The 17,609-nt window shown below is 30.7% G+C and carries 18 protein-coding genes; 2 read left to right on the forward strand and 16 right to left on the reverse strand.

The features are described 5' to 3' along the window. Positions 1-227: 227 nt before the first annotated feature. The 16 genes from traN to AJ939_RS01300 all read right to left on the reverse strand — a co-directional run bounded on the left by traN (position 228) and on the right by AJ939_RS01300 (position 15,089). On the reverse strand, positions 228-2,393 hold the full coding sequence (gene traN / locus AJ939_RS01225) for a conjugal transfer protein TraN (protein ID WP_070283377.1): 2,166 nt from the start codon (positions 2,391-2,393) through the stop codon (positions 228-230). After that, positions 2,390-3,001: a hypothetical protein gene (locus AJ939_RS01230; protein WP_070283378.1), complete on the reverse strand. Its 612-nt coding sequence runs from the start codon at positions 2,999-3,001 to the stop codon at positions 2,390-2,392. Before AJ939_RS01230 ends, traN begins: the two co-directional genes overlap by 4 nt. Next, complete coding sequence (locus AJ939_RS01235) at positions 2,988-3,344, reverse strand: hypothetical protein (protein WP_070274682.1); 357 nt, start codon at positions 3,342-3,344, stop codon at positions 2,988-2,990. Before AJ939_RS01235 ends, AJ939_RS01230 begins: the two co-directional genes overlap by 14 nt. Further along, on the reverse strand, positions 3,332-4,522 hold the full coding sequence (locus tag AJ939_RS01240) for a hypothetical protein (RefSeq protein ID WP_070283379.1): 1,191 nt from the start codon (positions 4,520-4,522) through the stop codon (positions 3,332-3,334). Before AJ939_RS01240 ends, AJ939_RS01235 begins: the two co-directional genes overlap by 13 nt. Positions 4,523-4,530: 8 nt before the next feature. Continuing rightward, positions 4,531-5,997 (reverse strand): conjugal transfer protein TraH, encoded by a 1,467-nt coding sequence (locus AJ939_RS01245; RefSeq protein WP_070274684.1) that lies wholly within the window; start codon positions 5,995-5,997, stop codon positions 4,531-4,533. Further along, complete coding sequence (locus tag AJ939_RS01250) at positions 5,985-6,488, reverse strand: S26 family signal peptidase (protein ID WP_250485013.1); 504 nt, start codon at positions 6,486-6,488, stop codon at positions 5,985-5,987. Before AJ939_RS01250 ends, AJ939_RS01245 begins: the two co-directional genes overlap by 13 nt. Further along, on the reverse strand, positions 6,475-9,003 hold the full coding sequence (locus tag AJ939_RS01255; protein WP_070274685.1) for a TraC family protein: 2,529 nt from the start codon (positions 9,001-9,003) through the stop codon (positions 6,475-6,477). The genes AJ939_RS01250 and AJ939_RS01255 overlap by 14 nt, the downstream gene beginning before the upstream one ends. Further along, the gene (locus tag AJ939_RS01260; RefSeq protein ID WP_070283380.1) at positions 9,000-9,446 is read right to left on the reverse strand and encodes a hypothetical protein; all 447 of its coding nucleotides are present in this window, start codon (positions 9,444-9,446) and stop codon (positions 9,000-9,002) included. The genes AJ939_RS01255 and AJ939_RS01260 overlap by 4 nt, the downstream gene beginning before the upstream one ends. Continuing rightward, positions 9,443-9,946, reverse strand: coding sequence for an SH3 domain-containing protein (locus AJ939_RS01265; RefSeq protein WP_070274686.1), 504 nt, complete (start codon positions 9,944-9,946; stop codon positions 9,443-9,445). Before AJ939_RS01265 ends, AJ939_RS01260 begins: the two co-directional genes overlap by 4 nt. Then, positions 9,915-10,916: an SH3 domain-containing protein gene (locus AJ939_RS01270; RefSeq protein WP_070274687.1), complete on the reverse strand. Its 1,002-nt coding sequence runs from the start codon at positions 10,914-10,916 to the stop codon at positions 9,915-9,917. The genes AJ939_RS01265 and AJ939_RS01270 overlap by 32 nt, the downstream gene beginning before the upstream one ends. After that, positions 10,913-11,677 carry a DsbC family protein gene (locus AJ939_RS01275; protein WP_070283381.1) on the reverse strand — a complete coding sequence of 255 codons (765 nt, stop codon included), beginning with the start codon at positions 11,675-11,677 and terminating at the stop codon, positions 10,913-10,915. Before AJ939_RS01275 ends, AJ939_RS01270 begins: the two co-directional genes overlap by 4 nt. A gap of 12 nt (positions 11,678-11,689) precedes the next feature. Continuing rightward, on the reverse strand, positions 11,690-13,030 hold the full coding sequence (locus AJ939_RS01280; protein WP_070274689.1) for a TrbI/VirB10 family protein: 1,341 nt from the start codon (positions 13,028-13,030) through the stop codon (positions 11,690-11,692). Further along, positions 13,027-13,839, reverse strand: coding sequence for a type-F conjugative transfer system secretin TraK (locus AJ939_RS01285; RefSeq protein WP_070274690.1), 813 nt, complete (start codon positions 13,837-13,839; stop codon positions 13,027-13,029). Before AJ939_RS01285 ends, AJ939_RS01280 begins: the two co-directional genes overlap by 4 nt. Continuing rightward, positions 13,836-14,414, reverse strand: coding sequence for a TraE/TraK family type IV conjugative transfer system protein (locus AJ939_RS01290; RefSeq protein ID WP_070283382.1), 579 nt, complete (start codon positions 14,412-14,414; stop codon positions 13,836-13,838). The genes AJ939_RS01285 and AJ939_RS01290 overlap by 4 nt, the downstream gene beginning before the upstream one ends. Positions 14,415-14,417: 3 nt before the next feature. Beyond that, positions 14,418-14,723 carry a type IV conjugative transfer system protein TraL gene (gene traL / locus AJ939_RS01295; protein ID WP_070283383.1) on the reverse strand — a complete coding sequence of 102 codons (306 nt, stop codon included), beginning with the start codon at positions 14,721-14,723 and terminating at the stop codon, positions 14,418-14,420. A gap of 81 nt (positions 14,724-14,804) precedes the next feature. After that, positions 14,805-15,089, reverse strand: a complete 285-nt coding sequence (locus AJ939_RS01300; RefSeq protein WP_070283384.1) for a hypothetical protein — start codon at positions 15,087-15,089, stop codon at positions 14,805-14,807. 285 nt (positions 15,090-15,374) lie between these two features. Between AJ939_RS01300 and AJ939_RS01305 the strand changes: the two genes are divergently transcribed. Both AJ939_RS01305 and AJ939_RS01310 read left to right on the forward strand, forming a co-directional pair. Beyond that, positions 15,375-16,190, forward strand: a complete 816-nt coding sequence (locus tag AJ939_RS01305) for a hypothetical protein (RefSeq protein ID WP_070274693.1) — start codon at positions 15,375-15,377, stop codon at positions 16,188-16,190. Next, positions 16,165-17,609, forward strand: a 1,445-nt coding sequence (locus AJ939_RS01310) for a UvrD-helicase domain-containing protein (RefSeq protein WP_070283385.1), incomplete at its 3' end; no start/stop codon positions are given. The genes AJ939_RS01305 and AJ939_RS01310, both read left to right, overlap by 26 nt.

The raw sequence follows: 17,609 nt of genomic DNA on the forward strand, positions 1-17,609 counted from the left end.
GTAGATGCCAAAGGCGGCTACCTTTGGCATTAATCATAACCTAGAAAGGCGGTGATTAAATTGTCCAATAAAATTATAGTAATAATTATACTACTTTGTATAATTATAGTCAAGTGTTATTAACACTTGATTTCCCCTTTTTTTAAGGGGAGCTATAATTTTCCCTTTGGCTTACCAAACAAACTTTTAACTAAGCTTCTCTCCTTTCTAATAATTTATTTTCTTTTTTAATTTGTAGGTTTTTTTGTTGCATTCTCGATATTGTTTTGAATCTTTTCTTGTATTTTCACGGAATCAGCTTGTATTTTTCCTGTGTCAAAACTTCCTACAATATCAGCAATGAATTCACTTAAATCAATTTCGCTAAAATCTAATTTTTGAAATTCTTCAGGAGTGAAGCCTTTACATTGCGGACCTTCCGCACTGCCCCACCCTTTTCCAAGCTGAGGGCGTCCTTGTTCATTGAAAATTCTTCCTAATTTAGAATTGAAGCAACAAAAACTTTTCTTTTTTTCAACGCAAATTTTAGTAAAACCTAAACTAACCTTTTTAGAACAATAAGTTCCTACTTCATGACATTTTCCTGCATCGTTTAATTTAGCAAGCTTTTTCTCATCTTCTTTACAAGCTACAAGTCCTAAAAACACATTATCCTTATCACAACATCCACCACCAAGCAAACCGCCAAACATATCCCAATTTTTACAACGATTATCTTGTCCATTAAAAATAATGATTTGTCCTGAACAAGTACCATCATCATTCCAACCATTATTGTTTGCATCATTAACACCAACAGGAGTATCAGTATTTTCTACATCGCTTACTCCTTTAAAACAAGGAAAAGGAGAGCATTGATATTTGTTGTCTGTTAGCACACACTCTCTACTACTATTGAAAGGACAAGTTCTTGTTACACCTAAGCAGTTTTTAGCAGGAGCAATAGAAGAATTGCAGCTATCGCCTATACCATCTCCATTTGTATCAATCAAATCATCTACACTTTGTGGTGAACACACTCCACCTTGCTCTTTAGGCTGATAACCTGCAGGACAAGTATATTTATAAGCACTAAAAGGAATTGTTTCGCTTTCTTCTGTACAATTTAAATTTCTTCCAAAATTACTACAACTTATATCTTTTCCTGTTGCTTCATAAGTGAGCTGCCAGCCACCGCTTCCTACTGTGGCAAAAAATGCTACAGACTTATTAATACCTGTGTGCAAATATTGTTTTAATTCTATGTTTAAGTTTTTTCCGCTAAATTTTGAAAGCTCGCCATAGTTATCATTGTTTGGGCGATAAGGAATGTAATCTAGTGCATCTTTAGTATTATTTGGTTTATTCCCAACAACAGCAACTGTAGAATTTGGAGCAAAAGGAACTACCCAATCATCAGCTCCTGCATAAATAAGTTTAAAACTATCAATTGCATCAATATCAGTAATATAGATATCATTTGTCACGACTTGCCACGCATTATAGCCTATACTTTTGGAAAAAGTGAGTCTTACTTTTGTTTTACCTGTTTTTAAAACGCCACCTTCTATTTTTTCACTACTACCATCTACTGCATCATCTGAATTAACACATTGTGTTAATTGTGCAGGACAAAAGTATTTTTGCTGAGAGTTTTGTAAACAAGCTATGGATTGTCCTTGTCCATTTGCAGGTTTGAAGTTTGGATCATCACTAAAATTTGTATTGCATTGCATAGCATCTGTTGCAGTGTGTCCATTATCACCACCATCGCTACCACCACCTGCACAATCAGGTATTTTGTCAAACTCTAAAAGAGCGTAATTTCTCACAGGATTATTTGTATCCCCAAAATGATTGCCTTGATCACTCCATTGCCCACTAGGACTAGCCATAGCAACCCAATGCTCCCCTAAAGGAGATACTCTCTCTTTTCCATCCACGATATCATATTTTTTTAGTAAATTATCAGGCTGTGTTTGTGCCCAATTTTTATAAGTTAATGGATTACCTTTGACTGTTTTAAAACGACTGTCATCATAAATACAACCTGAACTACCTTCAACACAATAATTACTTGTATAACTTGGATCATACACGCCTATCCAAGCATACTGCCCTCCTCTAAACAAAGAACTTAAGAAATCATTTTCAGCTTTAGAATCAGGAATTGCTAAATAGCCGCCGCTGTCTTCTGCTAGTTTTTTTGCATCTTCAAAAGTCATTTTTTGAACGGTAGCAGTATAATAGTGTCCATTAAATTGTTTAAAATCATTATAATCTGTACATTGAATAGCAGCTTGAGAAAAGCTAAGACTCGCCGAAAGGAGTATAGCAAGTCTTAATGTCTTAGGAGTAACTTGTTCAACCGATGTATTTTTACTAAAAAATCTTAACAAATTGTAATTTTTCATATCATTTTTCCCTTAAAAACTGATAAAACACTTGTTTTATCTGATTCAATAAGAAAATCTAGCGTAAATTTTCCTTCTTCTTTTTTTTTCAATTCTATAGATTCGAATGCGGATTCATTTTTTAGTAAATTATTTGTATTACATTTTATTATCATCTCTTTGAAGCTTCTTGTGGTGAATCCAAATATTTTGTTTATAGAACTTGCAAAAATCAAATTACCAACATCCGTAATATTATATTTTCGAGAATCAAATAAACCTTTATCATGTAAAAAAACACAGATTACAATACTCTTAGTTTTATACAATGAAAGCAATTTTTCATATTCAAAATCACAATATTCAACATTTTTATCTTTCGCAAACCAATAATCTAATATTAAGTCACTAGATTGATTTGAAACAAAGACAATTTTAGTATTTTCATCTTTAGCTCTTATATACTGATATAAAAAATTTATAATATAACTATAGCCTGCACCACTTGCACTAAATATACAAGTATTATTATTTAAATCAATATCACATAAATCTTTTTCATTGAATGAAAATTTTGGCTGTTTAATTCCATTTTTATTAATTTCAATATCACAATTAAATGTTTTCATCATTTCCCTTTTTACTATTTTGTGTTATAATATTTTTATCCATGAGGTAGATGGACAACAAAGGTTTTACAGAGCCTTGTAGGTGTGATAAAAGCTCGATTCTTAAAAAGGGTCGAGCTTTTTTTTTGGCTATTAAGTTGGGTATGTGGGAGGAAATCACACCTAAAAAGGAGTCCACAATGGATTTGCTAAATACATTCATTGCGGTTACCGCAGTGTTAATCACACTTTTTAGAGAAGAGATAAGAAAAATATTCTTTAAATCTAAAAAGTAGCTAACCGCCTTCTGTAAAGCCCTACTCCAAAGACTTACCACCTTTGGAGTAGTTTTTATTTTGAACATGCCATATCCTTACTTGCTTCATCAAGCGCTGATAATTGTGCTAAAGCTTCACCCATATCGTTGATTTTTCCACAATCATGCTTTAAAGTTTCATTTTTTCCATTAACAGGGCATTTAGTCCAATTGTTAGTGCATTCTCTTATCTCACTTTGATATACTGTAGTATTGTTTGTTGAGTTTTCTCTATTAGTTCCATCGTTGAAAGCTGAAGTATCTTCTTTGGCTACAGTCACTTCACAAAACTTAGCATTTACATCAGGAGTAGCTTGCATATCACCTGCAACATTTTTTCCACTCGTAGTATCTATGTAAGAAAAATCTATTTTTGAATTGCCTTTTGAATATTTAGTACTTTGATCAATCGATACTGAACTATTTGAAACCTTATTATTGAAGTTTTCATCTTTAGGTACTGTATTATCCGTTCCTTTGTGGAAAACAGAATAAACACTGTTTTCATTGTTTGATTGTGAAGCCGCTAATTCTTGTCCTAAACCTTCTAAATTGCTCGATGAATCAACATTAACTGCTTGTCCATAATTATCACATACAGAATAGTCCTGTCCTCTATAACTTAAGGCGCTGCCTACTTTAGTAGCCTTAGAAAGAACAAGTTGAGTTTTTGCAGATAATGCTGAGTAGATAGGACCTGCAATATCAGAAAGAATTTTATCTCTATTTTTTGCCGCTACAGAGCCACAAGAACTATTGATACAGTAGCATCCATTTAAATTATCAATTGTAGTTTTAACAAGATTAATATTATCGCCATAGCTATACTGAAAATACTCACAATTATTCCATGAGTTTTTATCACACTTAACAACGCCATTGGTGCATATTCCGCTAACATTATCAAAATTCCAAATCTTATCTACTTTACCATCAACATTTTTATCAAATTTAATTTTAATATTGATATCACTTGTGCCTGTGTAATCTATATTCAAAAATTCTCCACTCTTAGATTCATCGCAAGCCATTTGCACATTAGCTTTTTGCTTTCCATCAACTGTTCTAATTTCACCTCCATTTGTGAGTGAATTAATAGCCGTATCAGCATTTGACTTGAAATAATTATTTAGCTGTGAACCAAAATTATTACCCTCAGCAGCAGCATCATTTGCAGCCTGTAAAAAGCTACAAGTTGCAAGAGCTAAAAAAAGATATTTTTTCATGCTTTCTCCTATCTACCTGTTCCGTAATTGAATATATCGCTAACTCCATAGAAATTCGAAATGATTTTTCTAATTGAATCAACTTGCTGATTATCTCTAATAATAGCTTGTGCATTTTCACTAAGTAGAGTTCTTGTAGTTTCTTGCACTTTAGCAACAGCTGCATTGAATTTAGCAAGATCATCTTTATGGTCGCTTGAGAATTTAGGGTCTAAACCTTGTACGGTATTGATATTTGTTATAAACTCATTAAAAAGCTCATTAACAAAAGCATCTACCATTAAAAGTGCCACAAATTCATAAACAGCATCTCCATTAAGCCCTGTTGAAGCTTCAATATTTAAAATATCGGCAACAGGTAAAGGCGCAGCGTTAATTAAGTTTTTATCCGCATCATCTAAAGAAGTTTTTGCTTTGATTTTTGCAACAATAGCTTTAAATTTTTCAATTAATAAAGAACGAATATCTTTATCTATAGTTACTTTTGTTTCTTTTCCTATAGGTTCTTGATACAAACCATTTTCATCTTTGTTAATCGTATATGCTGTAAATTCAAGCGTTATAGATTTATTTTCACCATTTTTGTTCCATAGCGCTTCAAGGAATTTGTCTGTATTTAAAGTAGGACCTATTAACATTACCTTTTCAGGATCACTCATTTCTTTGCTAGTAACGGAAGTGCTTTTTTCAGTATAAGCTACCAAATCACCAAAAACGCCCCTTAAAATATCTTCATATTGATCTTCTCCAAAAGCTTCGGCAAAGAAACTTGCTTTGCCTTTTTCAATTACTTTTTGAATAATTGAACCTTGTTTTAGAATTTTAGCCGCATTTGTTTCACCGCTTTCATCAGGAGTTGTTCCATTTACAAAAGCATTTGCTTCTTTAGCAAAATTTTGTACCGTTTGAGCTGTTCCTTCCATACCTTTAGCAAAAGAAGTTAACCAGCTATCGTTTTGCCCACTTTCCGTATTAGAACTGAGCATTTTTCCAAATTTATTAGTCCAATTTGTTGTCATTTGGCAAGTATCGAAGTTCATACTATTAATAGCATTTGCTATTTTTTCAAGCTCATCCATAATGGTTTGACAATCTTTACAAAGTGTAGAAAGTGCCATTTGAAAAGCATAGGCAGGTGCAGCTGAAGCAATCTTTTTGAGCTTTTCAACCAAATACTCAAAATTAAGATAAGAAAATCCACCAAAGATCATATCAATACCGCTACACCCCACATTAAAACTTGGCGCAGTTACTGAAAAAGGGCGTATAGTTTCACCACCACCCCATCTAATTCTTGAACTGCCACCACTAATAAAACCTGAAACCTGAGATTTATAATAACCTGAATTTTCAGAAGTGATAGAACTGCCTAAATTATTTTGAATAAAGCTTGACAAATTTGCATTCAAAGCACTTGGTAACAAAAATGCACATGCAATAGCAGAAATTACCACCCTCTTTTTTAAAATGCCCATATAGAAACTCCTTTAATATCTTTTCTATCTACAAAACCCCAATACCTACTGTCAAAACTTCTAGGATGTGTTCCCATTACAAAAAACTTATCTTTTGGTATGACTCCGTTAAATATAAATTGTTCTACTTTATTTCCATCCTTATCTGTTTTTTGAGCAATGCCCAAAAAAACATTGTCACAATAATATTTCAAACCTTTTACACTTAATGTTTGTCCTTCTTCACATCTTACATATTTTCCAAAGTTAGAATCCTTATCAAAATATCTTGTTTGCACAGGTAAAGAAAAATAAATTAAAGAATCTTTTAAATCTCCTTGAAACTTTTTTTGATATATGAAAACATCTTTATCGATGCTTTTGGTATGAATTACGCCTATTCCATAAAATTGAGATAGAGCTGAAACAACTATATTTCCGATAATAAAAGCAATTAGAACAAATAAAGCTTTATTAATAAGCGTTCTAATTTGATTTTTACTTAGCTTCATTGCTTTTTGTCTTAGTATTGGCAAGTAAATCAATGGCTTCTCCTAAAGGTATTCCTTGATCGGTTAATTCTTTGATTTTAGCTTTATCTGTTGCATCGGTAGTAGTAAGATAGTAAAAATACTTATCCACTACTAAACGATAAGGTAGTTTAACATCATCAGGAGTCATCAAAAAGAGTTCTGAATATTCTCCTTTTATAGTCCTAATCGAGCGCAAAATTTCTTTATCAGTTTCACTTAGGGAAAACACTTCTGATTTAATTAACATATTAACAGAAGTTTCAGTTTGTTTCATAAAAATCTTATAGGCTGAGTTATTTACAATAACTGTTCCTGCACGACTTAATCCTCCATCTTTAGCATTATAGATATCATCAAAACCTTGAGTTGCAATAATTGCAGAAGCGCCATATTTTCTAGCACGGCGATAAGCTTGTTCGATGAAGTCATCCATTTTTGGATTTTTTCCTAAGAAACGGTGTGCCTCATCAATGATGATTTGAATTCTTGATTTTCTATCTGTACTCATATACATAAGCTGATTAATATGATAGATTAAAAGCATGATAAGCGGATCTTTTAAATCATCATACCCTTCAAGCCCTTTAAATTCAGTTACAATAAATTCTTTTTCTATATTAAACTCACAAGGACCATTAAAATATTTACCGTAAATTCCTTCTTTACAGAAAGGGCGTAATTGATCTGCAAAATCTCTAAAGCGTTGATCATCTACTTTGGCAAGTTCATCTCTAATATCTGTAACTTCCATAGTATTGCCTTTTGATAAAAAAAGCTCCTCCATAATTGCTTGTGTTTTAGCTTTAATAAGTCTTTCATCTTCTAAGGCTCTATCTTGATTTTTAGAACTTCCCAACATATAAATCAACCTTGATAGATATTCCAAATCCTCTGCGAAAGAATCTCTATCATTATTTTTTAGGCCGCTAAAAGGGTTAAAGCTGATAGGTTTTGAAGGATCAAGCGCAAGATATTGCCCTCCTACCGCATCACAAATATTAATAAAAGAGTTATCCTGATCGATAATGAAAATTCTATCATTTCTAGCATAAGAATTAAAAGCAAGCATATTTAGAAATACCGATTTTCCAGCGCCTGAAGTAGCAACCAAATAAGCATTATAATTTGAACTTGAAACAAACAAATCAAGTCCTGCAATTTGCGCTCTTCTTGAAAATAAAATCAAATTTGGAATATTGAGTTTAAAATCTGCTTCTAAAGGAATGAATTGTGAAATTTGATCAGGAAACATAGAGCGATATTTTACAGTAATATCAAACATATATTCTTTATTAATCCCCATAGGTAAAGAAGCAATAAGATTAAGTTGATGAATTCCTAAAGCTTCATCAAGCACAATAGCTTTACCACCCCCTTTATTCCAATAAGAAATAATAGTGCTTGCATTTAAAGAAGCTTCATTATAATTATCACCACTAACTATAACATTCAAATCAAAAGCATAAAGCTTTTCTTTTTGATTATCTATTCTTTCAAGTATAGAAACGCTTTCTTTTCTTGCTGCTGCAAACTGTCTAAAAATATTTTCACTCCATTTTTGTGTCAAAAGCATAGAATGATTACCTTTTACTCGTGCGGTTTTTTTCTTAGATAAAGCACAAACAGAAGCAGTAATTAAAAAAGTATCTTTGAATTGATTATTATCCAAAGCCCTACTAATATAATCACCTAATTTTTCCCCAAAATCACCAATATGTGCTTCTTGCGGAAATGATTGTGGTGTTAAACTAATAAAACTTCTACCATCTATTTTTAATTCATCATCTTTAATTAAAATCTCTGTTGTAGGCATAATAACTTGTCTATTAAGATAGCAAGTCCTATCATAATTTGGAATATTATTAATATCATGATTACCATTAAAAAGCTCGTAAAGCATAGGTTTTAAAACCTCAGGCTCAGCTACAACAGGTGAAAAATTATTTGAAGTAAGAATATTTTTCAAAATATGTTTATAAGAAATTACATCTTCTTCGCTATTAGATTTTATAGAAACTAAAAGATAGTAATTTTTTAATCTTGTAGTCATAGAACTTGAAATACTTTCTTTGGTTTTGGAATAATAAAACTTTTCCATATTTTTAATTGCCTTAAGTAAAAGCTCATTATTTTCTCTATCAGCTCTTTCTAGGTGCATGTATTTCCAGTACTCAACTATATCTTTGATATTTTTACTTCCAAAAAGTGTAAATTGTATAAACATATTTTCAGGCAATTTGCCTAGCATTTCTTCAACAGCAACAGCAGTAGATTCACCCATTCTAATTCTTGGAGAACACAAAAAAACTGTTCCAAAAGAATTATCATTATTAATATAATATTCTTTTTGAGAATCGTAGCTCATATAAGGTAAAAAGTCTGAAAATTTATATCTTTGCATGCAAGCGTTCCACACATTGGTCTGCAAAGAAGTAATCTTCTTTACAGACTGATTGATACCTAATTTTTCGTTAATAAAATCACTTAAACTCATTTTGTACCTACATCATTCATATCAAAAATTCTTTCACTTGGGTCCTGTTTGCTTCTTGGGTCGCTAAGAACAAACTCGCCTTCTTTGATTTTTAGCCAACTTTCACTATAGCCGTGATAAATGCCATCATCACTTACATAAGGAAAAACAACCATTTGTGCAAATAAAGGTTGTCTAAACAAAGGCATATTATTTGGCAACTTCACCATGTTTTCTTTTACTGCACTTTGTTGATTGCTTTGTGCAAAAGAAGGTGAATTCTTAAGCAATCCACGAATAAGCTCATCTTCATCTTGTTTGTCTAAATCCGTATATTTCATACCATCATCAACAAGTAATTTTAATTGAGCATCAACACTTGGTTCTTTAGTGACTTGTTGTTTGCTTGCACACGCTGTAAAAAGTAGCGTTGCGCATAAAATTAATATAGATTTTTTATTCATTTTTTGCTCCTAAATGAAACAGCACTTGCATCGATATACATCCAATCTTCGATCTTATACCATGCGTTGCCATTTTGTTCTGTAACGCCTTTAATGATAATTCTTTTGCCTTTAGCTACATTGCCTACTACCCTAGATGAGATTGAAGGTTTAGAATAGTATTTTGCATCTTTAATGGCTTGCCCTAAAACTATTTTTCTACCTTTTTTAAACTCATCTTTTACTCTTGATAAAAATACAAAAGCGTTTTGATCTAAAGGCTTAGGATTTATAACCGAAGCGTTTTGCTCAGGTCTTGAAATGCCTAATTTTTCCTCTAAAACTGCTACTCTTTTTTCAAGTTCTTGATTTTCTCTATAAAGTTTTAAAACAGCTTTTTTCAATAACAAGTTATTATCATATTCGCTTGTTTGAGCTTCTTTAGCACTTAGGTTTGTTAAAGAAAAAGCCAAAGCTAAACTTACTAAACTAATCTTTTGTAACGATGCTTTTATGCACATAAGTTCCATCCTTTAATTTAATCCATCCGCCTTGCTCATACAAAGCTTCTAATTCTTCGCCTTGGTTAGCCACCCTTAAAACAAGAGCTTTACAAGAAGGCATTTCTCTAATATTTGCGTGATAAACACAAACTTTAACCTTGCCATTAATTTGAGTGATTTTTGAATCCGAACTTGCAGAACAATCTATAGCAGGCTCATTAGCAACTTGTGAATTTTTATCAATTCCATTTGTATTTGTATTTGCAGTTGAAAGATTTTGTTCAGCATTAGATTTCGTAGAATTTATATCTAAAGTATTGACTGAGCTTGCATTATCTTCTTTATTTGTAAGATTTGCATCTTTTATTCCACTTTCGTTATTGTCATAGATTTTAATGCCATCATGAAGTTTATTAATATTGGTTTCTTTATTGGCATTATTTTTTATCTTGCTATCATTTTTAGATGCAGACTTATTAGAATGTTTTAAATGAGTATTTTTACCATTTTTTGCATTCTTATTTGTTTGCGAATTTGCTTTTTCAGTTTGATTTTTCAAGTCTTTTCGAATTGCCTTACTTTCTTTATCATTTTCACTGATTAAAGCGACATCAGCTTTATTGCTTGCTTCTTCTTCGCTTAAGTAGTATCTAAAAATAGTAGGCGTTTCATTTTGAATTTTACGAATTTCTACAGATTCAACCATTTCTTGAAGCTTTAAGGTTCTAAAACTATCTCTTGCTTCTTGTTCGGCTTTAGTTTTTGTTTCAGCTTTTACCTCAGGATGCTTTTGTTCATATTCTCTATCTGTTTTTTTTCTAAGCTCATCCATATCAGAACTAAGATCATACACTTCAGTCACTGAACCACACATTCCGTTATCTTTTCCTTTTTCGCAAGAAAAGTTTTCTTTATAAGGCAACATAGAGCAAGCTCCTAAAAAGATAGAAGCAGCTAAAGATAATGTAATTGCACCGTTTTTAATCATTGCTTATCCTTATCTAAATAAGAATTGATTTTTTGCATATTTGCGCCATCAATTACATCAATGATTTTCTTCTCTTTTTTATCCACTACTAAAAGTTTTGGAGTACCCATAATATTTAGCTTTTCACCTAATTCTCTCATTTTTTTAAGAGTTTGTTCTGCTTGTGGAGTAATTTTTACTTCTAAATCTTTTTGAGTTTCTCTGAGTTTAATTAGAGCTTCTTTAAAATTAGGCGCAGATAAAATTTCTTTACTCCATTGTTCAGCATGAGGGTGAATACTTAAAGGAAAGAAATTTACATAAACACTGACATCTTTTTTGATAAAAAGCTCTTCTACTCTTGCACAAAACGGACATTCAGGATCGGTAAAAAGAACAAATTCATACTTTTTAGAACCCTTTCCAAAATCTACTTTTTTAGCATATTGTGTGACTTCTTTTAAATTTAAGTCTTTAGCTTGTTTAGCACTAACTTCGCTTTGCCAAGCATCTCTATCATTAGCTGTTAAGCTTACACCTGTATTTGTATAAAGTTCTCCGATAAATATTACCCTTTTAAAAGGATTAACATATAAGATATTTCCATTATCCAAATAAGCCTTGTAAAATCCATCAATTTGACTTCTTTCTACTTTAGCTATTTTTGTTGAAGGAATAACACCTTTAACCAATGATTCTTCTTGTTGCTCAATAAGAGTTTGAGCATGAAGTAAGCTTGCTAAAGCTAAAGAGCTTAAAATTATTTTAGAAAAGATTTTCATGTATTTTTCTCCTTATTTTTTATTGTTATTTTTCTTTGCGCTATCTTGTTGTTGTTCTTCTAAAGTTTTTAACTCCAAAGTAGCTGTGGTAATAATGTTAATTTCTCTACCTGCTGCAATCTCGATTACAGGGGAGACTTGATCTGCCATTTTTAGATAAAAATCTGCAAGTTTTTCAGCACTTTTTGAAAGTCCTTTAAACGCTCCTGCTTGCAAAGTGGCTTTAGCACTCATATCACTATTTGTTGTTGTAGTTCCGCCAAAACCATTTTGAGTTACGATTTGATTTTGATTAGCAAAACCTTCTCCTACGCCTTGTAAAAAACCTGCAATTAAAGTCCTAGCAAGCAAAGCTCCTTGCTTGGTAACTACCTCACCACGCAAGCCTAATTTACCATCTTCACCAGTTGCAGCACCCTTCATTGCCATGTCAATTTTTTGTCCTTTGTTAGTAACACAAGAAATATTATTAACTCTAATATATGCTCTTTCACTTGTTAAATCCCCATATCCTTCGCCCATTAAAAAACATTCATTAATATCATAACCCCATCGATTTGGTAAAATGGAAAGATCAGTAACTTTCATGAGTACAGGCAATGGCTCAGTTTTTGCTTGAGTCATCGTAGGGGCATCCATACCTGAGAGTAAAACAGCTTTTACAATCGAGCCTGTAGGAATGACATGCCTAGTCGACTTTTTTTCTACTTTTTCCTTTTCTTCAGGTTTAGCAATGTTTGTAAAAGAAAGAGAATCTTGAATCGGTGTATATCTTGTTTGTGTAACCTCATTTAATTCTGGAACATCACCAAAATGTGTTAAGCCATAATCACTTGGCTTTTGTGTATTTGTTGCATTTTTATTTGGTTGAGGAAAATTCTTATATAAATCTTCTTCTTTATTATTTGGAGTGTCTTCTAAAACAGTTGCAGGAGCGCTTTCCATAGCTTTTTTCTGCGCTTCTTGTATATTTTTTAAATTTAATTCATAATTTCTTTTATTTGCATCATTTTCTTTTTTCATATCGGTGACAATTTTTTTAAGATCACTTACTTGTTTTGAAAGTTCTTTATTACGAGTATCTAAGCTATCCACTCTTTTTTTAGCTAAAGTAAGATCATCACTTGCTTCACCTACCCACCTTGTTTTAGCCATAGGATCATCTTGAACAAGATTAAAATTGCCTACTTTTTCTTTAGATTCTTTTTTATCGCCACCGCCTACTAAAAAAAGTAAAGCTCCTGCAATCACAAAAATACCTGTAAAAATTAAAACCTTGTTTTTATTTTGAGTTTTCTGTGCATCGATAGGACTTTTATCATTGCTAAAAAACTTTATAAAAGGATTTTTCATTTTGACATCCCCCCATCAAATACACCGCCATTTGTATTTCTTCCGCCTTTAGTAATGATTATAATTTGTGCTTTAGAATAAGGCAATAAATGATTTACTTCATTGTTGTAATAAATACTTATAGCCTTTGGAGCTTCTTTTGCAATAGAAATATAATCTTTAGGATTTAGTCTTATTGCCTTATCAGTTTTGTTTTCAACTTCAAGTAAAGTTGCTTTATAAAGCAGACCATCATAATTAGTTAGCTCTCTTGTGGTTAAGGTTTTGTCGCTTGAAACAACTTTATTAATCTTTTTAACCTTATATCCTTGTGGAACCCCACCTTTTAAAATACTCTCAGTTATTTTTGCCATAGTGGACATATAAGGGTCATCACTTTCATATTTTAAAATTTCGTCTTTTTGTGCGCTAAAATCATTAATAATTACAGTTTCAGCATCCATATTTTTAGGATTTAATGCAAAAGAATAGGTTCTATTTGCAGTCACAAAAAAAACTTCAGAACCTTTTGCTTTATCATAAACAATTTCAGGTTCACCCACAGGCTCATATCTATCTTTTCCTACACTTCTAACTTGTTCTTTTTGGATAGGTAGGAATTTAATGAAAGCTTGATTTCCTGAGATCTTGATATCTATACCTTTTTCTTTAGAGTATGCTACATCTAAAATTTGAGTAGGTAGTACAATTCGATTAACACTGCTATTTGAAACATTAATATTGATAATATCGCTTGAAGGATTATCAATAACATTAATAGCAAATAAGCTAGTGCTTAAAGTCAAAGCCGATAATATTACTTTTTTCAATTTTTCTCCTTGTTATTCTTTTCTTCTTCTATAGAAAGATCATTGAGAATAAATCTTCCTTGTTCGATAATATAATTAATTTTCAAAACACTTTGAGATGAGCGAACCACCTTATCGGATATAATATCTTTAACCACTCCAAATACTTTAATTTGTCCTTTTGTATCCGCATTAATAGCAGAAACAAAGAAAGTGCGACTAATTGCGTTATCAATAATATAATTCATTTGCTCCAAAAGTTTTGTTTTTACTTCTTGATAAAATTTTGGATCTACAAGTATAAGCAAGTTGTCGATATTATTTCTCGCATTTTCTTTGGTAATATTTAAAAGGTTAAAAGATATGAATTGTCCCATTTCATGTAAATATCCTTTTGAAACCTGATTTCCTGCAATCCAAAATTCCTGATTAACAATTTTTGGCGGCATAAATACAACTTTTTGTGAGTCTGTTCTTGCAAGAATTACCCAAATAAGCACTAAAATAACAAAGGATAAAATAAGCGTTACAATACGGAAGGTAATATTTTCAAATATATATTTATCCATCTGATTTTTATATTTATCAAATAACATCTTTTAAGCTCCTAAAAAATATCTCATGTACGAAGGAGGTAAAGTTTTAGGTTGTCTTAAACCTAGCATATAAATGATATGAAAGAAAAAACCTTTTACTCTTGACTTTTTTAACTTCTCATAATATTTTGCAGCTACAACCCCAAAAGTAATAACTATTCCAAAGGCAACAATACCTTTAGCAAACATAATTGCAATAGCTATAAATATGCTAAATATAGCTAAAGTATCAACTTCCCAATTACCAAACATAGGTTTTGTATCTATAAATTTATTTATTTCAACATAACCATTTTCAGTTTTTGCCAAAATTAACTCCTTTTTTACATTTATTGAAATTTCATTAAAAAATCTCAAGAAAAATAAAAAAGGGTTTTTACACCCTTTTTATTAAAATGTAGCAGAATTGATAGTTTCAATGATAGTACTTCCCTGAGTAACAAGTACTGCAAAACCTAGCATTAAGAAAAATTGCAAAATTGAACCTGCAAAAGCTCTCCAAACGCCAACACAAAAAAGTAGCAAGGCTATAATTCTTGAAACATAAGTATCATTTAACCAACCACTTACAATATCCCAAAGCCCTTTTGCACCAATACTGTCAGTATTTCCTGCAAAAGCATTTGTAATGAAAAACCCTAGAAGTAAAGCTAGGAGAAAAAAATTCTTTTTCATAAAAACCTCACAATTTGGACTTGTGTAGCTCTTAGCCCAGATTGGAGCTTCTTTTATATACTTAAAACAGGATATATTTTTATATAATATATCTTATTTTAAACTTAAATAACTAAACTTATTACATTAAAAAAAGTTTAATTATAATTATGTATATTAAAAAAAGTTATGTTATTATAAGTATTTTTAATTTATTTAAAGCTTAAAAAACATTGTTATTTATTTTTTTTTAAAAAATATTATATATAATAAAATTATAAAAAAAAATTTAATTTTAAAATAACGATGGATAATTTAGAAAATAAAATAGAACATTTAGAACTCGGATACAAAAAACAAAATAGCACTTGTAGTATTCAAGAAATAAGACTACCTGTGTTTGCACCTATTAAAAGGTATACTCCATCATCAGCTATTTATAAAGATTTTCTAAAAAATAAAAGAACTCGCACTATTAATACACAGTGGGGGAATGTCACTATAAGAGGCTCTTTGCTCACACAAATTCATAAGGATATACTCGATCTTATTATTTTAAATAATACAAAAATTCAAATATTAAAAGATCAAAGAATTAGCGTTGATTTTTGTATTAGCAATGTGCTTAAAAGCTATGGTGATGCAGGCTTTAATTATAAATGGTTTAAAAATATTTTAGAAGATATAATGGGAGCTGTAATTAAAATTAAATTAGAAAACCAAACCGAATTTTATTTTCATATTATTTCCGCCATGGGATATAATGAAAAGGGTGATTTTGGAGGTATTATTTTAAGCAAAGAGTACTTAGACTTCTACCAAAAAACTATTGCTATAAATTACAATAAAGAAATACAATCTATTGTTTTAATTGAAAATTCTTTAATAAAATCCATTATCCGTTTTTTTCTAAGTCATAATCAAATCAACATAACTCTTGAAAATCTTTTAATTGCTTTAGGGCTAGAAATCAATACAAAAGATCGTTATTTTAGAAAAATAAAACAAGAAATTAAGGCAAGTAAAAATATTTTTTCTAATTTTAAAATTGAATTTAATGAAAACAAAAATACCTTTGAATATAAAGGAAATAATAGTGTCAATTTCTTGTTCACAAACTAAAAATTCTCTCACTGAAGAGCAACAAGCTGTGGTTGATTTTAATATTGATGATATATTAATAGTAAATGCTTACGCAGGCACAGGAAAAACCTCTACTCTAGTGCAATTTTGTGAAGCAAGAAAAGATTTTAAAATTTTATATCTATCTTATAACTCTTCCATGCGAAAAGAAGCTGAGGCTAAATTCAAACACTTAAAAAATGTAGAAGTTAAAACCATGCACTCTCTTGCATATGTAGAGTTAGAAGTTCAAAAAAAATATAAAGATAGATTAGGAAGCTTAAGAGCTATAGATTTATTTGATTTTATAGGAGATTTAAAAGAAGATGTTAGAAGTTTTTATGCAACTGCTATTTTAAAAGCTGTTCGATATTTTTGCAACAGCAATCTTGAGCCAAAAGAATTTTTAAAAGAAATAACAAAAGAGCCTTCTAAATATGAAATTAGTCCGAAAATGGATTTATCATATATTTCAAAAAAAATAGAAAAATTGTGGAATGATTTGCAAAGTCAAGATTGCGCTCTTGTCTATGAACACGATTTTTATTTAAAATCCTATCAACTTTCAAGGCCAAAATTAGAATATGATTTTATATTAGTAGATGAAGCACAGGATATCAACGCTTGTGTTATTGATATTGTGCTTAACCAAAAGCAAGCTAAAAAAGTTTTTATAGGAGATACATTTCAAAGCATTTATAAATTCAGAGGTGCTGTAAATTCCTTAGAAGTATTAGCATCTATGCCAAAATCTCATATTTTATATCTAACTCAAAGCTTTAGATGCCCACAAAGCATAGCTACTATTGCCAATTCTTATTTGGGAATTTTAAATGCCCCAAGAGATTTTAAAGGAACGCTAAAACCAAGAAAGGGAAATGATGAAAATGAAGCAAAAGCTATAATATGTAGAACTAATGCTAAACTATTTGATATAGCAGTAGAAAATTTGAATAAAAAATTATTTTTTGTGGGAGGGGTGAATAGTTATAGTTTTGATGAGTTATTAGACATACAAAATCTTCTTTTTAAAAAACACAAATATATCAAAAATCAGTTTATTGCAAAATTTGCCGACTTAAAAGAACTTCTTGAATATATCAACGAAACTAAAGAGGTTGACTTAAAACAAAAAATATTTGTTCTTTTTAAATATGTGCATAGCGATATTATAAAGCTTATTAAAGATATTGAAAAAAGTTGTGTTAAAAAACAAGAACAAGCTGATTTGATATTAAGTACAGGACACAAGAGCAAAGGTTTAGAGTGGAATAATGTTGAAATTATTGATGATTTTTTAAACATCAAGCAAGAACTTGAAGAAAGAGAACAAATTACCATAGCAAAAGAAGAATTAAATCTTTTGTATGTGGCAGTTACAAGAGCTAAAAATTCTTTAAACATTAACAAAGATTATTT

The organism is Campylobacter sp. BCW_6889 (assembly GCF_001762535.1).
In the GTDB taxonomy this organism is placed as follows: domain Bacteria; phylum Campylobacterota; class Campylobacteria; order Campylobacterales; family Campylobacteraceae; genus Campylobacter_D; species Campylobacter_D jejuni.

Bases quoted from the DNA above. Each gene is read 5' to 3' on its own strand.
- traN (WP_070283377.1), bottom strand. From the start codon at position 2,393: ATGAAAAATTACAATTTGTTAAGATTTTTTAGTAAAAATACATCGGTT.
- AJ939_RS01230 (WP_070283378.1), bottom strand. From the start codon at position 3,001: ATGAAAACATTTAATTGTGATATTGAAATTAATAAAAATGGAATTAAA.
- AJ939_RS01235 (WP_070274682.1), bottom strand. From the start codon at position 3,344: ATGTTCAAAATAAAAACTACTCCAAAGGTGGTAAGTCTTTGGAGTAGG.
- AJ939_RS01240 (WP_070283379.1), bottom strand. From the start codon at position 4,522: ATGAAAAAATATCTTTTTTTAGCTCTTGCAACTTGTAGCTTTTTACAG.
- AJ939_RS01245 (WP_070274684.1), bottom strand. From the start codon at position 5,997: ATGGGCATTTTAAAAAAGAGGGTGGTAATTTCTGCTATTGCATGTGCA.
- AJ939_RS01250 (WP_250485013.1), bottom strand. From the start codon at position 6,488: ATGAAGCTAAGTAAAAATCAAATTAGAACGCTTATTAATAAAGCTTTA.
- AJ939_RS01255 (WP_070274685.1), bottom strand. From the start codon at position 9,003: ATGAGTTTAAGTGATTTTATTAACGAAAAATTAGGTATCAATCAGTCT.
- AJ939_RS01260 (WP_070283380.1), bottom strand. From the start codon at position 9,446: ATGAATAAAAAATCTATATTAATTTTATGCGCAACGCTACTTTTTACA.
- AJ939_RS01265 (WP_070274686.1), bottom strand. From the start codon at position 9,946: ATGTGCATAAAAGCATCGTTACAAAAGATTAGTTTAGTAAGTTTAGCT.
- AJ939_RS01270 (WP_070274687.1), bottom strand. From the start codon at position 10,916: ATGATTAAAAACGGTGCAATTACATTATCTTTAGCTGCTTCTATCTTT.
- AJ939_RS01275 (WP_070283381.1), bottom strand. From the start codon at position 11,677: ATGAAAATCTTTTCTAAAATAATTTTAAGCTCTTTAGCTTTAGCAAGC.
- AJ939_RS01280 (WP_070274689.1), bottom strand. From the start codon at position 13,030: ATGAAAAATCCTTTTATAAAGTTTTTTAGCAATGATAAAAGTCCTATC.
- AJ939_RS01290 (WP_070283382.1), bottom strand. From the start codon at position 14,414: ATGTTATTTGATAAATATAAAAATCAGATGGATAAATATATATTTGAA.
- AJ939_RS01300 (WP_070283384.1), bottom strand. From the start codon at position 15,089: ATGAAAAAGAATTTTTTTCTCCTAGCTTTACTTCTAGGGTTTTTCATT.
- AJ939_RS01305 (WP_070274693.1), top strand. From the start codon at position 15,375: ATGGATAATTTAGAAAATAAAATAGAACATTTAGAACTCGGATACAAA.